This is a genomic window from Streptomyces gamaensis (assembly GCF_042656465.1).
Classification (GTDB): Bacteria; Actinomycetota; Actinomycetes; order Streptomycetales; family Streptomycetaceae; genus Streptomyces; species Streptomyces gamaensis.
In genome coordinates this window covers 79,607-98,894 of record NZ_JBHSPB010000016.1, presented here as the reverse complement: position 1 = coordinate 98,894, position 19,288 = coordinate 79,607, and the positions used below count along the sequence as shown (strand labels likewise).

The 19,288-nt window shown below is 74.1% G+C and carries 16 protein-coding genes; 4 read left to right on the top strand and 12 right to left on the bottom strand.

Annotation, left to right across the window (positions count from 1 at the left end; translation table 11 throughout):
* Window positions 1–8: 8 nt before the first annotated feature.
* Together cobA and cobT are read right to left on the bottom strand one after the other, a co-directional pair.
* Window positions 9–1,295: a uroporphyrinogen-III C-methyltransferase gene (gene cobA, locus ACFP1Z_RS24145; protein ID WP_390319369.1), complete on the bottom strand. Its 1,287-nt coding sequence runs from the start codon at window positions 1,293–1,295 to the stop codon at window positions 9–11.
* Window positions 1,296–2,176: 881 nt separating this feature from the next.
* A complete protein-coding gene (gene cobT / locus ACFP1Z_RS24140) occupies window positions 2,177–4,813 on the bottom strand; it encodes a nicotinate-nucleotide--dimethylbenzimidazole phosphoribosyltransferase (protein ID WP_390319367.1) in 2,637 nt (878 codons plus the stop codon).
* On the opposite strand from cobT, the gene ACFP1Z_RS24135 reads away from it, so the two are divergent.
* Window positions 4,712–6,958 carry a hypothetical protein gene (locus tag ACFP1Z_RS24135; RefSeq protein ID WP_390319365.1) on the top strand — a complete coding sequence of 749 codons (2,247 nt, stop codon included), beginning with the start codon at window positions 4,712–4,714 and terminating at the stop codon, window positions 6,956–6,958. The genes cobT and ACFP1Z_RS24135 overlap by 102 nt on opposite strands.
* 177 nt (window positions 6,959–7,135) lie before the next feature.
* Here the strand turns inward: ACFP1Z_RS24135 and cbiE are convergent, their stop codons facing one another.
* The 5 genes from cbiE to ACFP1Z_RS24110 all read right to left on the bottom strand — a co-directional run bounded on the left by cbiE (window position 7,136) and on the right by ACFP1Z_RS24110 (window position 12,098).
* Window positions 7,136–8,344, bottom strand: coding sequence for a precorrin-6y C5,15-methyltransferase (decarboxylating) subunit CbiE (gene cbiE, locus ACFP1Z_RS24130; protein ID WP_390319504.1), 1,209 nt, complete (start codon window positions 8,342–8,344; stop codon window positions 7,136–7,138).
* Between the two features lie 105 nt (window positions 8,345–8,449).
* Entirely contained in the window at window positions 8,450–9,091 is a 642-nt protein-coding gene (locus ACFP1Z_RS24125; RefSeq protein ID WP_390319363.1) for a GNAT family N-acetyltransferase, read from the bottom strand.
* 191 nt (window positions 9,092–9,282) lie between these two features.
* Entirely contained in the window at window positions 9,283–10,152 is an 870-nt protein-coding gene (locus ACFP1Z_RS24120; RefSeq protein WP_390319361.1) for a MetQ/NlpA family ABC transporter substrate-binding protein, read from the bottom strand.
* Window positions 10,153–10,263: 111 nt separating this feature from the next.
* Complete coding sequence (locus ACFP1Z_RS24115) at window positions 10,264–11,052, bottom strand: methionine ABC transporter permease (RefSeq protein ID WP_390319359.1); 789 nt, start codon at window positions 11,050–11,052, stop codon at window positions 10,264–10,266.
* On the bottom strand, window positions 11,049–12,098 hold the full coding sequence (locus ACFP1Z_RS24110; protein ID WP_390319357.1) for a methionine ABC transporter ATP-binding protein: 1,050 nt from the start codon (window positions 12,096–12,098) through the stop codon (window positions 11,049–11,051). The genes ACFP1Z_RS24115 and ACFP1Z_RS24110 overlap by 4 nt, the downstream gene beginning before the upstream one ends.
* 761 nt (window positions 12,099–12,859) lie before the next feature.
* Between ACFP1Z_RS24110 and ACFP1Z_RS24105 the strand changes: the two genes are divergently transcribed.
* Both ACFP1Z_RS24105 and ACFP1Z_RS24100 read left to right on the top strand, forming a co-directional pair.
* Window positions 12,860–13,219 carry a hypothetical protein gene (locus ACFP1Z_RS24105; protein ID WP_390319355.1) on the top strand — a complete coding sequence of 120 codons (360 nt, stop codon included), beginning with the start codon at window positions 12,860–12,862 and terminating at the stop codon, window positions 13,217–13,219.
* Window positions 13,220–13,221: 2 nt separating this feature from the next.
* The gene (locus ACFP1Z_RS24100) at window positions 13,222–13,680 is read left to right on the top strand and encodes a hypothetical protein (protein ID WP_390319353.1); all 459 of its coding nucleotides are present in this window, start codon (window positions 13,222–13,224) and stop codon (window positions 13,678–13,680) included.
* 35 nt (window positions 13,681–13,715) lie between these two features.
* Here the strand turns inward: ACFP1Z_RS24100 and ACFP1Z_RS24095 are convergent, their stop codons facing one another.
* The 3 genes from ACFP1Z_RS24095 to ACFP1Z_RS24085 all read right to left on the bottom strand — a co-directional run bounded on the left by ACFP1Z_RS24095 (window position 13,716) and on the right by ACFP1Z_RS24085 (window position 16,186).
* Window positions 13,716–14,243, bottom strand: coding sequence for a GNAT family N-acetyltransferase (locus ACFP1Z_RS24095; protein ID WP_390319351.1), 528 nt, complete (start codon window positions 14,241–14,243; stop codon window positions 13,716–13,718).
* A 92-nt stretch (window positions 14,244–14,335) separates the two neighbouring features.
* Window positions 14,336–14,866, bottom strand: coding sequence for a sigma-70 RNA polymerase sigma factor region 4 domain-containing protein (locus tag ACFP1Z_RS24090; protein WP_390319349.1), 531 nt, complete (start codon window positions 14,864–14,866; stop codon window positions 14,336–14,338).
* Window positions 14,867–15,019: 153 nt separating this feature from the next.
* A complete protein-coding gene (locus ACFP1Z_RS24085; protein WP_390319347.1) occupies window positions 15,020–16,186 on the bottom strand; it encodes a glycerophosphodiester phosphodiesterase in 1,167 nt (388 codons plus the stop codon).
* Window positions 16,187–16,472: 286 nt separating this feature from the next.
* On the opposite strand from ACFP1Z_RS24085, the gene ACFP1Z_RS24080 reads away from it, so the two are divergent.
* The gene (locus tag ACFP1Z_RS24080; protein ID WP_390319345.1) at window positions 16,473–17,141 is read left to right on the top strand and encodes a lysophospholipid acyltransferase family protein; all 669 of its coding nucleotides are present in this window, start codon (window positions 16,473–16,475) and stop codon (window positions 17,139–17,141) included.
* A 45-nt stretch (window positions 17,142–17,186) separates the two neighbouring features.
* On the opposite strand, the gene ACFP1Z_RS24075 is transcribed toward ACFP1Z_RS24080, so the two are convergent.
* Both ACFP1Z_RS24075 and ACFP1Z_RS24070 read right to left on the bottom strand, forming a co-directional pair.
* On the bottom strand, window positions 17,187–18,734 hold the full coding sequence (locus tag ACFP1Z_RS24075) for an MFS transporter (RefSeq protein ID WP_390319343.1): 1,548 nt from the start codon (window positions 18,732–18,734) through the stop codon (window positions 17,187–17,189).
* On the bottom strand, window positions 18,731–19,279 hold the full coding sequence (locus ACFP1Z_RS24070; RefSeq protein ID WP_390319341.1) for a TetR/AcrR family transcriptional regulator: 549 nt from the start codon (window positions 19,277–19,279) through the stop codon (window positions 18,731–18,733). The genes ACFP1Z_RS24075 and ACFP1Z_RS24070 overlap by 4 nt, the downstream gene beginning before the upstream one ends.
* Between the last annotated feature and the right edge of the window lie 9 nt (window positions 19,280–19,288).

The window sequence follows — 19,288 nt, the reverse complement described above, 5'->3', positions numbered from 1 at the left end:
GGCCCGGCTCAGCGGCCGCTGCCGGTGCCGGGCCGGAGGGCGGACTCGGGCGTGACGGCGACGACCTCGCCGATGACGACGACGGCGGGCGGCCTTATGCCCTCGGCCCGCACCCGCTCCCCCACCGTCGCGAGCGTCGCGTCCAGTCGCCGCTGGGTGGCGGTCGTACCCTCCTGCACCACCGCGACGGGCGTGTCGGCGGGGCGGCCGTGACGGACGAGCGTCCCGGCGATCGCCGCGATGTTCTCCACGGACATCAGCAGCACGAGCGTGCCGCGCGTCCCGGCGAGGGCGGCCCAGTCGACGAGGGAACGCGGGTCGTCGGGGGCGACGTGACCGCTCGCGACCGTGAACTCCTGTGCCAGGCCCCGGTGGGTGACGGAGATCCCGGCGGCGGCGGGCACGCTGATGGAGCTGGAGATCCCGGGGACGACGGTGCAGGGGATGCCGTGCTCGGCCAGCGCCTGCGCCTCCTCCATGCCCCGGCCGAAGACGAACGGGTCGCCGCCCTTGAGCCGGACGACGGCCTTGCCCGCCTTGGCGTGCTCGATCAGGGCGTTGTTGATGGCCTCCTGGGCCATGAACCGGCCGTGCGGGATCTTCGCGGCGTCGATCACCTCGACGTGCGGGGGGAGTTCGTCGAGCAGGTCGCGGGGGCCGAGGCGGTCGGCGATGACGACGTCCGCCTCGGCGAGGAGGCGGCGGCCGCGCACGGTGATCAGGTCGGGGTCGCCGGGGCCGCCGCCGACCAGGGCGACGCCCTTGGTCCGCACCCGGTGGTGCGGGGCCGCGAGGGTGCCGTCGCGCAGGCCCTCGACGATGGCGTCGCGCACGGCGGCGGAGCGGCGCGGGTCCTGGCCGGTGAGCACGGCGACGGTGACGCCCTCGCTGCGGCCGGTCGCCGGGGTCCAGGCCGAGGCGGCGTCGGCGTCGTCGCTGCGCACGGCCCACACGCGGCGGGCCTCGGCCTCGGCGGAGGCGGCCCGGTTGGCCTCCGGGTCGTCGGTGGTGATCAGCGCGTACCAGGCGCCGTCCAGGTCGCCGGGCGTGTAGCGGCGGCGCTCCCAACGCACTTCGCCGGTCTGGGCCATGGCCTCGACGGCGGGGGTCGCGGACGGCGAGATCAGCAGCACGTCCGCGCCCGCCGCGACGAGCGCGGGCAGCCGGCGCTGGGTGACCTGGCCGGCGCCGAGCACGACCACGCGGCGTCCGGCGAGGCGCAGTCCGACGGGGTAGGCGGCCTTGTCGGCGGTTGCGGAGTGTTCGGCGGCGGGCTCGGCGGCGTTCTCGGCCATGGCGGTGCGGCTCTCCTCGTGCGCATGCGCTGCCGCTACGGCGGTGGAGCGGCGGAACGGTTGCGGGGCTCGGGCGCCCCGGGGACACCCTAAGGGCAACGATCGTTGACGTGCGCGGACGGGCGGGGTCGTGATCGTTCCGAACGACCCGGTGCTGGGACGGTACGGGACAGAACAGGCGCCCGGAAGGGGGTGCGCCCGGCGTGCGGTCGCGATACGGGGTGCGAAGGTCCGCCGGCGCCGGTGCGGTTGCCCGGGCCGGGCGGGGCGCGGGAGGCGGAGGCGTCCACCGTGCGCCCGGCCCGGCGAAGGCTGCGGTTCCCGGAAGTCCCCTGCCCGGCAGGGCAGTCGGGAACTGTTCCGGCCGACGGCCCGGCACGGGGCCGCGCGGCCTCTCCGCGGCTGCCGCGGCCGGGGACCGGACCGACACGCGAAGGCCGGGATGCGGGGCCGGGGCCGTACGGTCCCGTACCGCGCCGCCGTTCTGCGGCTGCCGCGGCCGGGGACCGGACCGAAACGCGAAGGCCGGGACGCGAGGCCAGGGCCGTACGGTCCCGTACCGCGCGGCGCCGGACTGCCCGTACCGCGCGGCCGACCCGCAGCTGCCGCCGCCAGGGACCGGACCGAAACGCGAAGGCCGGGACGCGAGGCCAGGGCCGTACGGTCCCGTACCGCGCGGCGCCGGACTGCCCGTACCGCGCGGCCGGCCCGCAGTTGCCGCTACCGGGGACCGGACCGACACGCGATGGCCAGGGCGCGGGGCCGGGGCCGCACGGTCCCGTACCGGACTGCCCGTACCGCGCGGCCGGCCCGCAGGGCGCGCGGCCTTGGCGGGGTGCTCAAGTGCGGCCTCCGCCAAGGCCGTTCGGTGTGCGGGGGCGTCAGCCCTTCTCGGTGACGCCTGCCGTGTCGAACGTCGCCACCTCGTGCATCGCCCGGGCGGCGCTCTGGACGACCGGGAGGGCGAGCAGGGCGCCCGTTCCCTCGCCTAGGCGGAGGTCGAGGTCGACCAGCGGGCGCAGGCCCAGCTTGGTGAGCGCGGCGACGTGGCCGGGCTCGGCGCTGCGGTGGCCCGCGATGCACGCGGCGAGTGCCTCCGGGGCGAGGGCGCGGGCGACGAGCGCGGCGGCTCCGGCGCTGACGCCGTCGAGGATCACGGGGGTGCGCAGGGACGCACCGCCCAGGATGAGCCCGACGAGCGCGGCGTGTTCGAGCCCGCCGACGGCCGTGAGGACGCCGATGGGGTCCTCGGGGTCCGGCCGGTGCAGTTCGAGCGCCCGCCGGACGACGTCGATCTTCCGGGCGTGCGTCTCGTCGTTGATACCGGTGCCGCGCCCGGTGATCTCCGCCGGGTCGGCCCCGGTGTAGACGGCGATGAGGGCGGCCGACACGGTCGTGTTGGCGATGCCCATCTCCCCGGTGATCAGGGCCCGGTTGCCGGCTGCGACCAGGTCGCGGGCGGTCTCGATGCCGACCTCGACGGCGCGCAGCGCCTCCTCGCGGGTCATGGCGGGGCCGGTGGTGATATCGCTCGTACCGGGGCGTACCTTGCGCGGCAGCAGACCGGGCGTGGCGGGCAGTTCGGCGGCGACGCCGACGTCCACGACGCACACCTCGGCACCGACCTGGTTGGCGAAGGCGTTGCACACGGCGCCGCCGCCCAGGAAGTTGGCCACCATCTGCGAGGTGACCTCCTGCGGCCAGGCCGTGACGCCCTGGGCGTGCACCCCGTGGTCGCCCGCGAAGATCGCGACGGCGGCGGGCTCGGGGATCGGCGGCGGGCACTTGCGGGACAGTCCGCACAGCTGCGCGGAGATGATCTCCAGCATGCCGAGTGCGCCGGACGGCTTGGTCATCCGCTTCTGCCGCTCCCACGCCTCGCCGAGGGCCTTGGCGTCGAGCGGGCGGATGCCGCGCAGGGTCTCGGCGAGCAGGTCGTGCGGGTCCTCGCCGGGCAGGGCCCGTCGCCCGTAGGCCTCCTCGTGCACGACCCACGACAGCGGGCGGCGCTTGGACCAGCCGGCCTGCATCAGCTCAGGCTCGTCGGGGAACTCGTCGACGTAGCCGACGCACAGGTAGGCGACGACGTCGAGGTGTTCGGGCAGGCCGAGGGTGCGCACCATCTCGCGCTCGTCGAAGAAGCTCACCCAGCCGACGCCGAGTCCTTCGGCGCGCGCGGCGAGCCAGAGGTTCTCGACGGCGAGGGCCGAGGAGTAGGGGGCCATCTGCGGCTGGGTGTGCCGGCCCAGGGTGTGCCGGCCGCCGCGGGTGGGGTCGGCGGTGACGACGATGTTGACGGGCGTGTCGAGGATGGCCTCGACCTTCAGCTCCTTGAACTGCTTGGCCCTGGCCTTGGGCAGCGACTTGGCGTAGGCGTCGCGCTGCCGCATGGCCAGTTCGTGCATCGTCCGGCGGGTCTCGGCGGAGCGGATGACGACGAAGTCCCAGGGCTGGGAGTGCCCGACGCTGGGCGCGGTGTGCGCGGCCTCCAGGACGCGCAGCAGCACCTCGTGCGGGATGGGGTCGGAGCGGAAGCCGTTGCGGATGTCGCGCCGTTCCCGCATGACGCGGTGCACGGCGGCCCGTTCCGACTCGGCGTAGCCCTCGGCCGGGGGCCCGGCGGGCACCTCCGGGAGGGCCGGCTGTGCTTCCGGCTCGGTGGCGGTCTCCTGGGCCACGGGCTCCTCCAGTGCGCCGGGTTCCGGTGCGGGCACGTCCTGGACCGGCGCGGGGACGGACTCGCCGTCCCCGGCGGCCGGTTGCCCGGCGCCGGCCTCCCCGTGCAGCGCGTGCCGCGGCTGCTGGGCCGGTACGGGCGCGGCGGGCTCCGGCTGCCCGGCCGGAGTGCCGTGCGGTACGGGCTGCGGGGCGCTCTCCGGCTCCGGGGCCGCCTGCGTCAGGTGGGCGACACCGGTCTCCGCCGGCGTGCTCCCGTCGGACACGGGCGGTACGGGCGCGGCGGAGACCGGCGCCTCGTCCACGGTGACCGCGGCCGGGTGCTCTTCCTGGGCCGCGGGCGACGCTTCGCCGACGGTGGCCGCCGGGGCGGGCTCGCTCGCGGGGGCCTGGGCGACCGCGGTCGGTTCGATGTCGCCGATCGCCTCGGTCGGCGTGACGGGGGGCATGGTCTCGGGGGCACCCGGCTGCGTGCCGTCGCCGGTCGCCGGGGCGTCGGCGGGCGCGGGCGCCACGGTTCCGGCCGGGGCGGGCTGCCCGCCGTCGACGGGCACCGGCGCGACGGGAGCGGCGGCCCCGGCGGCACCGGGGTGCTCGCCTTCGCCGGCCACCGCCTCGTCGGTCCCGGCGGGCTGTGCCGGTACGGGCTGCGCGATGTCGGCCGCCACCGATGCGGCGCGAGCGGATTCGTCGACAGCGGACGGCACGCTGTCGGCAGCCGTCGGGGCGGCGGGAGCGGCGTGCTTGCCGACTGTGGCAACGGGCCCGTCGGCGTGGGCGGACACGGGCTGCGTGCCGTCCACGACCGCCGGCTCGTCGGTCTCGACGGGCTGCGCCGGCACGGTTTCCGTGCCTTCGGCGGCGTGCGCCGGGACGGGCTGCGTGCCATCGCCGACCACCGGACCAACGGTTCCAACGGACTGCGACGGCACGGCTTCCGTGCCTTCGGCGGCGTGTGCCAGGGCGGGCTGCGCGCCATCGGCAACCACCGGGGCACCGGCAGACTCACCGGCGGCCACCGCCTGGTCGACCCCGGCAGGCTGCGCGCCACCGCCGGCCACCGGACCACCGGTTCCAACGGACTGCGCCAGCACGGCTTCCGCGCCCTCGGCGGCGTGCGCCGGGACAGGCTGAGTGCCATCGCCCGCCACCGGGCCACCGGTTCCAACGGACTGCGGCGGCACAGCTTCCGCACCATCGGCAGCGTGCGCCGGGACGGGCTGAGTGCCATCACCCACCACCGGGCCAACGGTTCCAACAGACTGCGGCGACACGGCCTCCGCACCATCGGCAGCGTGCGCCGGGACCGCTTGCGTACCATCGGCAGCCACCGGGGCACCGGCAGGCTCACCGACGGCCACCGCCCGGTCGACCCCGGCAGGCTCCGCGCCATCGCCGGCCACCGGACCACCAGTTCCGGCAGACTGCGCCAGCACGGCTTCCGCACCCTCGGCAGCATGCGCCGGAACCGGCTGCGTACCATCGGCAACCACCGAGGCACCGGCAGACTCACCGGCGACCACCGCCTGGCCGACCCCGGCGGACTGCGTACCATCGCCGGCCACCGGACCACCAGTTCCGGCAGACTGCGCCGGCACGGCTTCCGCACCCTCGACAGCCACCGGCGCGTCGGCCTTGGCGGCGTGCGCCGGGACGGGCTGGGCACCATCGACAACCACCGGGGCACCGACTCCAACGGACTGCGCCAGCACGGCTTCCGCACCCTCGGCAGCCACCGGCGCGTCGGCCTTGGCGGCGTGTGCCGGGGCGGGCTGGGCCCCATCGGCCACCGCCGAGGCACCAGCACCGGCGGCCTCACCGACAGCAGACGACACACCGTCACCGGCCACCGGCCCGTCACTCGCAGCAGACTGCACCGACACCGACTGCGCGTCATCGGCAACCACCGGCACGCCAGAGCCGGCGGGCTCCCCGGCAGCAGACGGGACGTCGGCAGCCGCCGTCGTCCCGTCAGTTCCGGCGGACTGCCCCGGCGCCGGCTGCGTGCCGTCGGCAACCACCGACGCGACAGGAGCAGCAGGCCCGCCGACAGCAGACGGCGCACCGTCACCGGCCACCGCCGCTTCACTCCCGACGGACTGCGTCGGCACCGGCTGCCCGCCGTTCGCCATCACCGGAGTGCCCGGCGCAGCAGGAGCAGCGGGCGCGCCCGGCTCGGCCGTCCCGGGAACACCGGGAACACCGGGAGCACCGGGCACGGACGCCACGTCCTGCGCACCGTCACCGGCCGGCGTGCCCTGGGCCGCAGAGGCCGTCGTCTCCGCACCGGCCGGGTCGGGCTGCGGCGTCGCTCCCCCGGCCACACGGGAGATGAGCGCCTCGGATGCGCTCGGCACCGGACCGGCGACTATCGCCGCGTCGGCGGCGGCGGCCGCGCCGCCCTGCGGCGGGACGAAAGCGGTCTGCTGCGGGCCGGGCTCGCGGGCTCCGCCCTGCGGGGGGACGCCGGCGAGGCGCGGGGCCTGCGGGGCGGCGTCGGGGGTGGCGGACGGCGGGGGCGGCGGGGTGGCGGGGCCCCGGTCGGCGAGGGAGCGGACGACTCCGTTCGTGGGGTCCGGTACGGGCGGGCCCATGTGCAGCGGGCGGCGCGGCGGGGCGGGCGCGGCGGGCGCCGGGGGGCGCGGCTCGCCGGGGCCGGTGCCGGTCTCCTGCGGGCCGCTTCCCGTGGCGGTGCCCGGGGCCGGGGCGGCCGGCGGGGGCTGTTCCATCCACGCGCCCTGGGCGCCCGGCATCAGCAGCAGGTCGTCCTCCTCGCCGCCGTCGGCGTCCGCCGTATCCGTGTGGTCGAGGAAGGTGTAGGCGGCGGGGGCGCCGGGATCGGCAGGGGCGACGGCTTCCGCGGGATACGGGTGGCCGGGGAGCGCGCCTGCGTTCTCCGGCTGTCCCTCGACCGGGAACTGGCCGGTATCGGTCATGCGTACCCCTCACCCATCGGTAGTGCTCCTTCCAACCACTCACGCCCATAGTCAAGAACGAGCGTCCGTGCCTCGCGGCACGTTGTGCGCGTCCGCCTCTACCCTGCCGTGCTCCCGCCAAGGGCAGGGCATGTTCAGGACATTGACGACTGTGGCGTCGGACACCGAGGGGGCGGCACAACGATCCGCCAGCCTACCTTCCACCTGGGACAGGCGGGTCACAGGTGGTCAGGGGCGGTCACGGTGGCCGCTGATCAGGAAGGTGACGGTCCGTTCGCGTTCGGTCCAGGCCGTGGTGTCGAGCTCGACGGCCTGGAGCAGGGTGCACGCCACGGTGTAGCCGCCCTCGGCGAGGGCGCGGCCGATGGCCTCGGCGTCGTCGCGGGTCGCCGCGTGGGTGACGATGCGTTCGGGGCGGCGGGCCGCGCAGGCGGCGACCACGGGTGCGCCGCCGGCTCCGACGCGGACCACGTCGGGTTCGGGGAGGTCTTCCAGTACCTGGGGGGCGGTGCCGTGCACGACCTGGAGCTGCAGCCCGTGCCGGCGGGCGACGGCGGTGGTGCGGGCGCAGGCGTCGGCGTCGCGGTCGACGGCGAGGACGGCGGCGCCGAAGCCGGCCGCCTCGACGGCGGCGGCGCCGCTGCCGCAGCCGATGTCCCAGACGAGGTCGCCCACGCGGGGGCCGAGCCGGGCGAGTTGGGCGGCGCGCAGTTCGGCGGCCTCGCCCTCGCCGAGCCGGCCGCCGTAGGCGTCGGCGGGCAGGGCCCAGCCGCGTACGGCGCCGGGTGCGGGGTCGCGGCCGGCGATCCAGCCGCCGGTCTCCCGGGCGGTGCCGGTGCCGCCGATGACGATGACGACGTTGGGGTCGCGCCAGCTGTGGTCGGCGGCCGCCTCGGAGGTGACGACGGTGACCTGTTCGCGGTCGGTGCCCAGTTCCTCGCAGATGACGAAGGTGCGGTGGACGGGGCCGAGCAGCAGGGCGAGTTCGGCGGGCCCGGCGCCGGGCGAGGTGAGGACGGCGACCTTGGTGTGGGCGCGGCAGACGTTGACGGCACGGCGCAGGTCGCGGCTGTGGGCGGTGACGACGAGGGCGTCGTCCCAGGGCATGCCGGCCCGGGCGAAGGCGGCGGCGACGGAGGAGACGGCCGGGACGACCTCGACCTCCAGTCCGTACTGGGGTGCGCGCAGGGTGCGGACGACGCCGAAGAAGCCGGGGTCGCCGTCGGCGAGGACCACGGCGGAGCCGCGGTGCTGGGCGATGCGGCGGGCGGCGAGGCCGACGCTGCCGAGCCGGACGCGTTCGGCGGTGGGCGGGAGTTCGGGGAGCGCCAGGTGGTGGGCGGCACCGGCCACGAGGGTGGCGGCGGCGACGGCGGAGCGTGCCGCGTCCGTCAGCGGTGAGCCGTCCCACCCGATCACCGTGACCCGGTCGGCCATCGTCGTCATTCTCCTGAGGCTTGTCGCGGGTCGGGGCCTGCGGGTGGGTCCTGGGCAGGGTGAGAGTACCCCGGTGGTGCGTACCGGGGCCCGGGGCGGGTGGGTTCAGCGCCAGTCGGGGAAGGCGCTCGCGTAGCCGGAGCCCCCGGCGTACTGCTCGCGGACCTCGTCGAGGTCCTCGGGCAGCAGGCTCCAGACGATGAGGTCGGTGCGGATCTCCGTCCAGCCGCCGTCCTCGGTGCGGCTGCGTGCTATCCAGGCGTTGCGCAGGACCCCTTCGCTGACGCAGCCGATCTTCTGGGCGACCTGCTGGGCGGCGGTGTTGTCGGCGGGGGTGCGGATTTCGAGGCGCTCGAACTTCTGGTCGCGGAAGAGCCATTCGGCGACGGCGAGGACGGATTCGCAGGCGTAGCCCTCGCCTCTGGCCCAGGGGGCGACGACGTAGTCGGCCTCGGCGGAGAGGGTGCGCCAGTCGGTGTGCTGCAGGCTGACGGTGCCGACGAGGCGGTCGGTGAGGAATTCGGTGATCGCAAAGACGATTCCGCGTCCCCGGGTGCGTTCGGCGGGTGCTTCGCGCAGTGCCCACTCGCGGGCGTCGGTGGTGCTGTAGGGGTGGGGGGCGGAGGTCCAGGCGATGACGAGCTCGTCGCTCATCATCTCGGTGAGGGCGGGGATGTCCTCGGCCTCGAACGGGCGCAGCACCAGCCGGTCCGTGGTGATGGAGATGTCCGGGAAGGTGGATGTCATGTGCTGCTCCAACGCCGGGGGCGGGTGTGGCCTGAGTGCACCAGCATGCAGCATCGGTGCGCGGGTGCGCCAAGCGCGGCACCGTACGGCGGGCCCCGCGCACGCCGATGGGTGCGCGGGGCCCGGGGCCATGGGGCGAACGGCGGTCGCGCGCGGCGTGTTTGCCGCCGTTCCGCCCGCCGGCGCGCGGGTCAGCCGGTGACGGGGCCGAAGGCGGGCAGGACCGCGCCGTTGAACTTCTTCTCGATGAACTGCTTGACCTCGTCGGAGTTGAGCAGCTTGGCGAGCTTGACGATCCGGGGGTCGGACTCGTTGCCCCTCTTGACCGCGAGGAAGTTGGCGTAGGGGTTGCCCTCGGCCTTCTCCAGGGCGATGGCGTCCTTGGCCGGGCTGAGCTTGGCGTTGATGGCGAAGTTGCCGTTGATGACGGCGGCGTCGACGTCGGCGAGCCGGGAGGGGATCTGGGCGGCTTCGAGTTCGGTGAACTTGACGCCCTTGGCGTCCTCGACGTCGTGCAGGGTGGCGCCGGAGCCGACGCCGTCCTTGAGCTTGATGACGCCGTTGTCGGCGAGGAGCTTGAGGGCGCGTCCCTCGTTGGTGGTGTCGTTGGGGACGGCGATGGTGCTGCCGGAGCCGAGGTCGGAGAGCTTCAGGCCCTTCTTGGAGTACAGGCCGAGCGGCTCGATCTCGACGTTGACGACCGGCACGATGTCCGTCTTGTTCTTCTTGTTGAAGTCGTCGAGGTAGGGCTTGTGCTGGAAGAAGTTGCCGTCGACGTCGCCGCTCTGGGTGGCGGTGTTGGGCAGGTTGTAGTCGTTGAGCTCCTTCACCTCCAGCTTCAGCCCTTCCTTGGCCGCGAGGTGGTCGCGGACGTAGTTGAGGATCTCGCCGTGCGGGGTGGGGCTGGCGGCGATGACGAGGGCGGCCTTGGGGTCGGCGTCCTTGCCCTTCTTCTGCGAGCTCGACGCGGTCGAGTCGGAGGGAGCGCTGCAGGCGCTCAGACCGAGGGTGAGGGCGGCCGCTGCCGCGGCGAGGGCGGTGAACTTGGTGGTGGTACGCACGAAGAGTGCCTTCCTGTTCCGGTTTTCTGGTGTTTCCTGCTGTCCGAGTGGTGCCGCCCGGCAAAGGGTCCGGGCCCGGGGACAGGGGTGGAGCCGTCAGCGGCTCCTGGTTCAGGGGGTCTTGGCGAGCGCGGCGGCCTCGGGCTGTGCCTCGGCGGGGGCCTGCTCCCCGGTGGACGGTGCGGGGTTCTTGCCGCGGGGGGCCCACAGCCGGCGGATGCCCACGGGGACGGACTGTCGGCCGGTGCGCCGGGCGAGACGGCGTACGGCCAGGTCGCCGGCGAGCTGGACGACCGTGACGATGACGACGAGCAGCACGATGGTGATGTTCATCAGCTCGTGTTCCTGGCGCTGGTAGCCGTAGTTGATGGCGACCGCGCCCAGTCCGCCGCCGCCGACCGCGCCGGCCATCGCCGAGTAGCCGATGAGGGCGATCACGGTGGTGGTGAGGGCGGCCACGAGCGAGGCCAGCGCCTGCGGCAGGAGCACCTTGAAGATCACGGTCCAGGTGCTGCCGCCCATGGACTGCACGGCTTCGATCAGTCCGTGGTCGACCTCGCGCAGGGAGGTCTCCACGAGCCGGGCGAAGAACGGGATCGCGCCGATGGCCAGGGCCACCACGGCCGCGCTGGGGCCGATGGAGGTGCCGACGACGAAGCGGCTGAAGGGGATCAGCCACACGATCAGGATGATGAAGGGCAGCGAGCGGCCGATGTTGACGATCGCGCCGACGACCTTGTTCACCACGACGTTCTGCAGCAGTCCGCCGCGGTCGGTGAGGTAGAGCAGGATGCCCAGCGGCAGACCGCCGAGCACGGTCCACACGGTGGACCACCACACCATGAACAGGGTGTCGAGACAGGCGTCGCGCAGCAGCGGCTGCATCTCGGTCCAGGTCACTTGGCACCTTCTTTCAGGAGCGCGTCGGCCGGGGCCGGGGTGTGCACGGGGGCGACGTCGACCTGCAGGCCCTGCTCGCGCAGGAAGCCGATGGGGACGACGTTCTCCTCGAAACGGCCGGGCAGTTCGATGCGCATCCGGCCGATCTGCTTGCCGCACACGGTGTCCATGGCGGCGCCCAGGATCGAGATGTCGATGTTGTAGGTGCGCGAGAGCTGGGAGATGACCGGCTGGGTCGCGGCCTCGCCGTGGAAGGTGACGTCCACGACCGTACGGTCCTCGCCCGAGGGCTCGCCGCCGACCGGGAACAGCTCCGCCGCGAGCTCCGAGCCGGGGAGAGCGAGGAGTTCGGAGACGGTGCCGGACTCCACGACGCGGCCGCCCTTCATCAGGGCCGCGGAGTCGCAGATGGTCTTGACGACGTCCATCTCGTGCGTGATGAGCAGGACGGTCAGGCCGAGCTGCTGGTTGAGGTCGCGCAGCAGCTGGAGGATGGAGCGGGTGGTCTCCGGGTCGAGCGCGGAGGTCGACTCGTCGGAGAGCAGCACCTTGGGGTCGCCGGCGAGGGCGCGGGCGATGCCCACGCGCTGCTTCTGGCCGCCGGAGAGCTGGGCCGGGTACGCCTTGGCCTTGTCGGCGAGGCCGACGAGGTCGAGGAGTTCGAGGGCCTTGCGGGAGCGCTCCTGGCCGGAGACGCCGAGGATCTCCAGCGGCAGTTCGATGTTGGCCTGAACGGTGCGCGAGGACAGCAGGTTGAAGTGCTGGAAGACCATGCCGATGCGGCTGCGCGCCTGCCGCAGGGCGGCGTTGGCGCGGTTGCCGCTGCCGGCGAGCGCGGTGAGGTCCTGGCCGGCCACGGTGACCGTGCCGGAGGTGGGGCGCTCCAGGAGGTTGACGCAGCGGATGAGGGTGGACTTGCCGGCGCCGCTCTGGCCGACGACGCCGTACACCTCGCCCTCGCGTACGTGCAGATCGACGCCGTCGAGGGCGGTGACCTCGCGGCCTCGTGAGCGGTAGACCTTTGTCAGGCCCTTGGTGGTGATCACAGGGGATTCCGTCACTGTCGAGTGCGCGGCGGGATGGCGCCGGGCACGGGCATGCATTGCGGAACACGACACGGGGGTCCCGGCGGGGCGCGGGGCGCGGTTCGGGATCCTGGTGTGACGCGGGGCGGTCCCGGTCCGGGCGCGCGGTGGGCGCCGGGACGGGGGTCTGCGGGGTCTCGCTTCGGGGCGCGAGGCACGGACGGGGGCCCTCAGCGGTCACACATTCGACACATGCAACGAGCACCGGGCGTCGTGTTCGCCTCGGTCGCAAGGGTGCGGATGCTCGTCGTGGTCATGCGAGGAAGTAAAACAGACGGAGATGCGATTCGGCCAAGGGCTGTCCGAATAACGGACGCCGTGGCTCACGTCGTGGACGGCTGCCCTTGCGGGCGGGGTGGCCCGGGGCCGGGCCCTGGCCTGCGCGGATGGCGACGTACGCGGTGGAGGACGGGGTTCCGGCGCGGGGCGGTGTGGCCAAGGCCACGTGGGTGCGGGGGGCGCTTTACGCCCCGGTACCGGGCACGGGTCCCGGGCCGGGGCGCCCGGGACGGCGATCGAGGACCGGGGTTCGGGGGCGCGGGCGCCCAGCCCGCGGGTACGTACGAACGCGCGGTCCCGGAGGCCGGCCGCCCACCCCGCCACCACGGCCCCGGCCGCGAGGCCCCCGCGCGGCGCCCCGGCCCCCAAGGGCCGGCGGGGGCCCATTAGAGTCGTCCCATGCTTGTCAAGCCCCATCCGCTCCGCCCCGTGCGGGGGTCGCGGTGATCGACGCGCTGACGATCGCGGTCGGTGTGACCGCCCTCGCGCTGGCCGCCTGGTGCGGTCATGCCTTCTCGCGCGGCCAGTCCACGAAGGACTGGCACTTCATCGGCATGGCCGTGGTCTCCGTGCTCGCGCTCGCCCAGCTCGTGGTGGGGCTGGTGCGGCTGGGGTCGGGCGGCAGGCCTGCGGAGGGTACCGCGATCTTTCTGGCCTATCTGATCGGTTCGGCGGCCTGTGTGCCGGCCGCCGGCTACATGTCACTGGCGGAGCGCACCCGTTGGGGCTCGGCGACGGTCGCGGCGGGCGCCGTGATCCTGGCCGTGCTCGAAGTGCGGCTGAGCGCCATCTGGGGAGGCTGACCGTGACCGGATCGTCCACCGAGCGCACCGCGGGAGCGGGTTTCCGTCTGGACGCGGGGCCGGGCCGGCTGCTGGTGTGGCTGTACGGGGTGTTCACGGTCGCGGCGGCGTCCCGCTCGATCGTGCAGATGATCGTCGACTTCGGCCGGGCGCCGCTGGCGTACGTGCTCTCCGCGCTGGCCGCCGCGGTGTACGCGTTCATCACGTACTCGCTGGTGCGCGGCGGTTCCTCCGCGCGCCGCGCGGCGCTGGTGTGCTGCGCGGCCGAACTGGCCGGGGTGCTGGTCGTGGGGACGTGGACGCTGCTCGCGCCGTCCGCCTTCCCCGACGCCACGGTGTGGTCCGACTACGGCATGGGCTATCTGTTCATCCCGGTGATCCTGCCGGTGACCGCGATGGTCTGGCTGCGCCGCGCGGCCTCCGGCCCCGGAGCGGATGCCCCGGGGCCGGAGGACCGTTAGCCGACGGTCGGTAGCCGGCGGTCAGCAGCCGGCGGTCAGGCGCTGGTGACGAAGTCCGCGGCCCGGCCGCCGGCCGCCCGGCTCGCGTCGGCGGCCTTCTCCAGGGTGACGGAGCCGGGCCCGCGCACGGGCTGTTCGGTCGCGGTGCGCTCGTAGCCCGCCCTGCGGGACAGCCGCAGGCCGCCCTCGTTGCGCCGCCCGGTCACCGACCGGAAGCGGCGGGCGGAGCGCTCGGCGACGAGTTGTTCCTCGACGGCGGCGAGCAACCGCCCGCCCAGCCCGTGCCGTTGCAGCCTCGGGTGCACGATGGGGCCGACGAGCAGGGCGGTGCCCTCGCCGTCGACGGTGGCGCGTACCGAGCCGACGACCTCCTGGCCGAGGCGGGCGACGAGCACGCAGGCCCCGGCCAGTTCCGCGCGCAGCGCGGCCAGGCTCTGGGTGAGCGGGGCGATCGAGTAGTCGCCGTGGAGCTCGGCCTCCGCCTGGTGGCACAGGTACTGCAGTTTCAGGATCTGCTCGGCGTCGTCCTCGCCCGCCGTCGAGATGGTCACGCTCATGCCCATGTGCGCACGCCTCCCCTTGTGAAGGTTTCCAGTGCGGTTCCGCCCTGACAGGAGCCGTCGCGGGTGCACGTCGCCTCCGTGGCGCCGGTCGTCTACCGCTCCTTTCCCCAGGGTTCAGGAGCGGCAACCTCCGCCGTGAGCATTCTGCGCAGACATCCCAGGCAACGGGAACGGACCGGCCCCAGGGATCCTTGTGACATTCCCAACTCACCTGCGATTTCACGGTAGGTGGGGTCCTTGCGGGACAGCAGCGCCCGCAGCAGCCGGGGGCAGCGGCCGGGCAGCCGGCGGACGGCGGCGCGCAGGGCACGGCCTTCCTCGGCGGCGAGCACGGTGGTCTCCACGCAGGAGACGTCGCGGGGTTCGTGGGTGGTGGGGTCGTAGGGGACCTCGTTGCGGGTGCGGCGGCGTGCGGCGCGGGCCTCGGCCCGTACGGCCGCGCGTAACCGCAGGGCGTACGCGGCGCGGGTGCGGCCGCCGGCCGCGGGGCACCCGTCGCTCAGCAGCCGTACCCAGACGGCCTGTTCGAGGTCGGCGGCGTCGACGCCGGCGGCGGGGGCCTCGGCGGCGCACTCCGCCGCCAGCAGCGGCCGCAGCGAGGTCACAAGATCGTGCGGTGTCATGCCCGCCGGGACGTGGCCCTGTGGCGGACCGGTTTCGGCCGGGGCCCGCTCTCCCCCGTTCGGGCGGGAATGCGGGCCGGCCGCAACCGGTGGTGCGGCGCAACCACTTGAGGGGCGGGTACGGGGCCCGTACCCGCCCCCTCGGTGGCCGCGTCAGCGCTGGACGAAGTCGGCCCGGGCCATGGCCGCGGTGTCGCAGTTGTCGGAGAAGATCCCGTCGATGCCGGTGGCGAAGTACGTCTTGAACGCGCCGAACGCGTCACCGTAGGCGTTGGGGTCGCCGCCGCGCCGGAAGTCGGCGGGCAGGAAGCTGTTCTCGTTGCGCATCGTGTACGGGTGCAGGATCAGCCCGGCGGCGTGGGAGTCGCGCACCAGCGTGGTGGGCTTGGTGAGCCTGTCGTCCTTGTCCCGGGGGATGATCAGGTTCAGCCAGGGGCCGATGCCCTGCGCGAAGCCGGAGATCCACTTCAGGCCCTGGGGGGTGATGAGGTCGGCGACGGTGCGCGGGTCCTTGGCGACGGTGAAGTCCCAGGGGCGGGTGGGCAGATCGTCCAGCAGCAGGATCTTGGGGCCGTCCACGCCCAGCTTCCCCAGCCGCTGGAGACTGCTGGGCTCGAAGGACTGCAGGAAGGTGTGCCCGTCGCGGCCCGCGCGCCCGTAGCGGCGCAGCAGCCGGGCCAGGCGCTCCTCCAGCCCCAGGCCGAGGCCCCGGAAGTAGGTGGGGTGCTTGGTCTCGACGTGCAGCCAGATACGGCGGCCGCGCTTGCGGCCCTGCTCCTCGGCCCACTGCAGGACTTCCTCGAAGGTGGGCACCTGCCAGCGGCCGTCGTAGAGGGTGTTGTGCTGCCGGTTGCCCGGGATGCGTTCCTTGGCGCGCAGCGTCCTGAGCTCGGCGAGGGTGAAGTCCTCGGTGAACCAGCCGGTGTGGGACTCGCCGTCCACGGTCTTGGTGGTCTTGCGGGAGGCGAACTCCGGGTGCGAGGAGACATCGGTGGTGGCGGTGATGTCGTTCTCGTGCCGGCACACCAGGTGCCCGTCCTTGGTGGGCACGACGTCCTGCTCGATCACGTCCGCGCCGTTGGCCAGCGCGTACTCGTAGGAGCCCAGGGTGTGTTCGGGCCGGTAGCCGCAGGCGCCGCGGTGGCCTATGACGGTGGGCGTGGGCAGGTCCCGGTACGGGCCGGGCCGCCCGTGGCCCGCCGCGGTGCCGCGCTGCGCGGCGGCCGCCTGCCCGGTACCGCCGCCGAGGACCACCGCCCCCGCGCCGAGGGCCGCGGCCCCCAGAAGGGTGCGCCTGCCCGGCCGCTGCTCCTGCTCCATGAACGCTCCTTGAATTGCCATGTGTTGCCCTACTGCGTACTGCCATGTCCGGCTACGTACGCATGCGGATGCCCAGGCCGCCGAACGGCATGCCCGCGGGCCGCGGTGATCGTAGACACGTCCGGCCGTCGAGGGGGAGTACGGGTGCGTAACGGAGTGGAAACTCACGTCAACACCTCGTTGCCGCTGCGTGAACCCGGTGTGCGCGGACACGGTACCGGCGAGTATCGTCACGTGGCGCGTCGGCCCGCGCTGCCGCAGCCGAACTCCACGACCGGAGGGTCCGTTGTCCCGCATCCTGCTCAAGGCGTTCCTCGGCCTGCTCATGCGTGTCCTGTACCGCCCGAAGGTGGAGGGCACCGAGCACATCCCGGACTCGGGTCCGGTGATCCTCGCCGGCAGCCATCTGACCTTCGTCGACTCGCTGTTCCTCGCACTGGTCGTCAAGCGGCAGGTGTTCTTCATCGGCAAGGACGAGTACGTCACGGGCAAGGGGATCAAGGGCCGGCTGATGGCCTGGTTCTTCACCTGCTCCGGGATGATCCCCGTGGACCGCGACGGCGGCCGCGGCGGGGTCGCCGCGCTGATGACGGGCCGCCGGGTGCTGGACGAGGGCAAGGTCTTCGGCATCTACCCGGAGGGCACCCGCTCCCCCGACGGCCGGCTCTACCGGGGCCGTACGGGCATCGCGCGGCTCGCGCTGATGACGGGTGCCCCGGTGGTGCCGTTCGCGATGATCGGCATCGACAAGGTCCAGCCGGGCGGCAACGGCCGGCTGCGCCTCGCCCCCGTGACCGTGCGGTTCGGGGCCCCGCTGGACTTCTCCCGCTACGACGGCATGGACCGCGACCGCTACATCCTGCGTGCGGTGACCGACGAGGTGATGAGCGAGGTCATGGAGCTGTCGGGGCAGGAGTACGTGGACGTCTACGCCACAAAGGCCAAGGCCGCCTGAGGGCGCCGTGCCAGGGGGCGAGCCCCCTGGACCCCGGCGGAACCCTCAGTGCCCCCGTCCCTCCTCCAGCCGCTGCCCCCGCAGCAGGAACCACGCCGCGACCGCCGTCGCGAACAGCACCACGGCCGCCACACCGGCAGCGGCCTGCAGGCCCTCGACGAACGCGTGCTGGGCCGCCCGCAGCAGTTCGTCGCCGTGCGGCAGGCCGCCGGAGACATCGACCGCCCCGCCCAGCGAGTCACGGGCCTGCTCCACCGCGTGCGGCGGTACGCCCGCCGGCACCGTGAAGTCCCGGTACACACCGGTCACGATGGAGCCGAGGAGCGCGATGCCGAGCGCGGCCCCGAGTTCGTAGGCGGTCTCGGAGACCGCGGAGGCGGCCCCCGCCTGCTCCTTGGGCACGCTGGAGAGGATCACGTCGGCGGTGACGGTGAAGGAGAAGCCCGCCCCGACGCCGACGGCCAGCAGGGCCGTGCCCAGCAGCGGGTAGCCGGTGTCGGGCCGCAGCCAGGCGAGGACGGCCAGGGCGGCGCCGATCGCGGCGAGCCCGCCGGCCACCACGGACCGTACGGACCAGCGGCGCGCGGCCCGGCCCGCGAGCAGTCCGGCGGTCACCGCGCCGACGGCGGCGGGCAGTTCGGCGAGCCCCGCCTCCAACGGGTCGCGGCCCTGCACCAGTTGCAGGAACTGCGAGAGGAAGAAGACGAGCCCGGAGAGCCCGAAGACGGTCAGCAGGTCGGCGACGACGGCCGCGGAGAAGCCCCGGTGGTGGAAGAGCCGCACGTCCAGCAGTGGCGTGGACAGCCGCAACTGCCGTCGTACGAACCAGACGAGGGCCACCGCTCCGGCCAGGCCGGCGAGTGCGAAGTACCAGCGGAAGCCGTAGGCGGCGCCCTCCTTGACGGCGTAGATCACGGCCACGACGCCGACCATGGACAGCACGACGCTCAGCAGGTCCCAGGGTCCGGGTGCGGGGTCGCGCGACTCGGGCAGCAGCCTGATGCCGACGAGCACGAGGACGGCCATGACGGGCAGGTTGATCAGGAAGACCGAGCCCCACCAGAAGTGCCCGAGCAGGAAGCCGCCGACGACCGGCCCGACGGCGGCGCCCGCCGAGGCCATCGCTCCCCAGACGCCGATCGCGAGGCTGCGCTCGCGCGGGTCGTGGAAGAGGTTGCGGATCAGGGCGAGGGTGGAGGGCATCAGTGTCGCGCCCGCCACGCCCAGCAGGGCACGGGCCAGGATCATCAGCTCCGGGCTCGTCGCGTAGGCGTTGAGCGCCGAGACCGCGCCGAAGGCGACGGCACCGCTCAGCAGCAGCTTCTTGCGGCCGATGCGGTCGCCGAGGCTGCCCATGGACACCAGGAGTCCGGCGATGACGAAGGAGTAGATGTCGCCGATCCACAGCAGCTGGGTGCCGGAGGGGTGCAGGTCCTCGCTGAGGAAGGGGGTGGCCAGGCCCAGTACGGTCGCGTCGACGGCGACGAGGAGGACGGCGAGGGCGAGGACGGCCAGGGCGAGCCAGCGGCCGGGGCGCGGCGCGGGGTCGGTCGCGGCGGCGCCGGTCCGGGGCGCGGCGGTGCGGCCGGTCATGGCCGGCTCCCGCGCCGGGCGCCGCCGAGCAGCAGCTCGGCGACCATGCGGGTGTGGTCCTTGGCGGCCAGCCGTCCGTCGTGGACGGCCCAGGCGCCGGTGCAGACCAGTCCGTAGAGCGCCTCGGTCAGCCAGGAGGCCGACAGGTCGTGGCGGAAGGTGCCCTCTTCCTGGCCGCGCCGGAACAGGGCGTGGACCCGGTCGTCGAGCGGGCGCCAGCCGGGGTGGGTGCCGTCCTCGTAGAGCTGGTGCTCGGCGAAGAGGAAGGCGAGGATGCCGGCGACGGGCTCGGAGGCGGCGACCAGCCGGTGCACGGCCTCGGCGGCGTCGCCCTCGTCGAGCCGGGCCGTATCGAGGGCGCGCTCGAACTGCCGCATGCCGTGCTCCTCCAGGGCGCGGACGAGCGCGTCGCGGCCGGCGAAGTGGCGGTGCAGGGTGGCGCGGCCGATGCCGGCGGCCCTGGCGATCTCGTCCATGGAGGCGGTCGCCTTGCGGGAGAGCAGCGCGGCTGCTTCTCTCAGTACGTGATCACGGTCGACACTCATGAGACGACC